Source organism: Bacillus sp. EB V-12, assembly GCF_056158125.1.
Genome location: NZ_JBUXJL010000041.1, coordinates 1 through 2,529, shown reverse-complemented (window position 1 = coordinate 2,529; position 2,529 = coordinate 1). Strand labels below are relative to the sequence as shown.

The 2,529-nt window shown below is 35.7% G+C and carries 1 protein-coding gene; it reads left to right on the top strand.

Annotated features, from left to right (window positions below):
• The first annotated feature begins 588 nt into the window (after positions 1 to 588).
• Entirely contained in the window at positions 589 to 2,412 is a 1,824-nt protein-coding gene (locus ACZDYH_RS30235) for a reverse transcriptase/maturase family protein (protein WP_001149933.1), read from the top strand.
• The last annotated feature ends 117 nt before the right edge of the window (positions 2,413 to 2,529 follow it).

Genomic DNA, 2,529 nt, shown 5'->3' with positions numbered 1-2,529 from the left:
TGTGCGCCCATAAGGGGGCAAGGAAAAACGGTGATTGCAAGCTGTTAGGTCAACCCTAAAAGACCTAGTATCACTTGGCTAACCTTGGAGGGAAACTGAAAGGGGACAACAGCATGCCAAGAAAGCCGTAAGTTGGCTAAACATCAAGTCAAGACTGAGCGGCAAGATATAAAGTATAGATAAGGATGAAGGCTAAACTGCTTGAATGATAGCACAAGGGAGGCCACCGTAACTAGTCTCGAAAGATGTTTATAAACGAGATTCAACAGATATCATAAAGATAGTATGAGTCATCTTATATGAATAGGGTTATCTGTTGCCCACTTCTATATGGAAGAAAAGTGTGAACGTCACATCCGACACTATACGTGCAAATTCCTTGTTTACTAAATGGGGATTGTCTAAGTTAGAATGCCTGCGAGGCTATTGAGGATAACTTCAAGATGTAACAGTCAAGAAGTATGGCTCATGAATATCTAATATGACAACGGAGCCTTCGTAGTAGTCAGAGCTAGGGAAAGCCTAGTACAGGGCGAAGGAAGGCAGTCTGTTAGCTTATTACCAAATTGGGGAGGTGCGAAAGGCACTATGCAATGTCCAAAAATAGTACTAAGCAATCTGCGAACGAAGAGTCTTAATAAGGAATATCAATATACAAGACTTTATCGTAATTTATATAACCCAGATTTCTTTTTATTAGCATACGATAATCTAAGTAAAAATGATGGCGCATTAACGATAGGAGTAGACCAAAGGTCTATTGATGGTTTTTCTATGAAGGAAGTGGAAGACTTGATAAGTGTTTTAAAAAGTAAAAGCTATCAACCATATCCATCTAGAAGAACCTATATTGAAAAGAAAAATGGCAAGAAAAGGCCATTAGGAATTCCTAGCTTTTATGATAAATTAGTCCAAGAAGTTATACGTATGATACTAGAAGCAATATATGATTCAAGCTTTTCTAGTTCATCACATGGATACCGAAAAGGAAAGGGATGCCATAGTGCGTTATTAGAGATAAAGCGCACATTTACAGGTAGTAAATGGTTTATCGAAGGAGATATTAAAGGATTTTTCGACAATATTGAACATCATACTCTAGTTACAATTCTTAAAAGAAGAATAAAGGATGAGGCGTTTATAGAGTTGATCTGGAAATTCTTACGAGCTGGATATTTAGAAGAATGGAAATTTCATAATACCTATAGTGGAGCACCTCAAGGTGGAATCATTAGTCCAATACTTTCTAATATTTATCTAAATGAATTAGATGCTTATATGAAAAAGTATCAGGATAGATTTGAATCAGGGAAAAAGCGACAAATAAATAAAGAGTATAGTAATTTACAGTATAAAGTGCGGAAGATTCAAGAGAAAATCGATACTGCCTATCTAAATGGAGAAGTAACACGAATTACGGAACTAAAAGAACAACACAAAGTTTTGAAAGGGAAGTTGTTACAAACACCTTATAATAATCCAATGGATGAAAATTATAGAAGGCTCAAATATGTAAGATATGCGGATGACTTTCTTATTGGAGTAATAGGTTCTAAAGAGGATGCAATTCTTATTAAAAATGAGATAGCTTCATTTTTGAAAGAAGAGCTAAAACTAGAATTATCTATGGAAAAGACTCTGATAACAAATGCCTTCAAGAAACACGCTAAATTTCTAGGATTTGAAATTAAAGTGTTTAAAAGTGAAGCAACACGCATTAACAGTCTTGGGAGAGCTTCTAGGGTTCTTAACGGTAAAATTCAATTAAAAATGCCACATGAGGCATGGATAAAGAAACTTCAAAAGTATCAGGCCATTAAAATGTGTGCCGATGGCACTTGGAAACCTCAGCCAAGAGGATATTTTCAACACAATGAAGATTTAGAGATTATCACGCAATATAATAGCGAAATTCGAGGGTTATACAATTACTATCGACTAGCTGAAAATGTGAGCAATCACATGCACCGCTTTGCATATTTCATGTATTATTCAATGTTGAAAACTTTTGCGTCAAAATACAGAACACGTACGAAACAAATTCGAAAGAAATACGAAAAGTACGGACAATTTACTGTACAGTATGAGACAAAGAAAGGAATGAATAAAGTTCATTTCATTGAAAGAAAGTTTCCAATGACAAGAAATTTATCACTAGAAGGAACAGACATTTTACCAAATACTCGGCATGTAATGAGTACGACTAAATTGTCAGATAGAATCAAGGCGGAAACATGTGAACTATGCAGAGCTAGCAATGTTGTGATACATATGCATCACATTAAGAGATTAAAGAATCTACGAGCAAAGTCAAATAAATCATATCTTGAACAACAAATGATAGCGAGAAATCGAAAGACTATCGCACTCTGTAAAGAGTGTCATATGAAAAGACACAAGGGCGAGATATAAAAATGCAGAAGACAGATGGAGAGCCGGATACATTGAGAGATGTAAGTCCGGTTCGGGGAGGAACATTTGGAAACCTATCACAGGAATGTAATAAGGCGCTGGATGTTTACTCTACAC

Bases quoted from the DNA above. Each gene is read 5' to 3' on its own strand.
- ACZDYH_RS30235 (WP_001149933.1), top strand. From the start codon at position 589: ATGCAATGTCCAAAAATAGTACTAAGCAATCTGCGAACGAAGAGTCTT.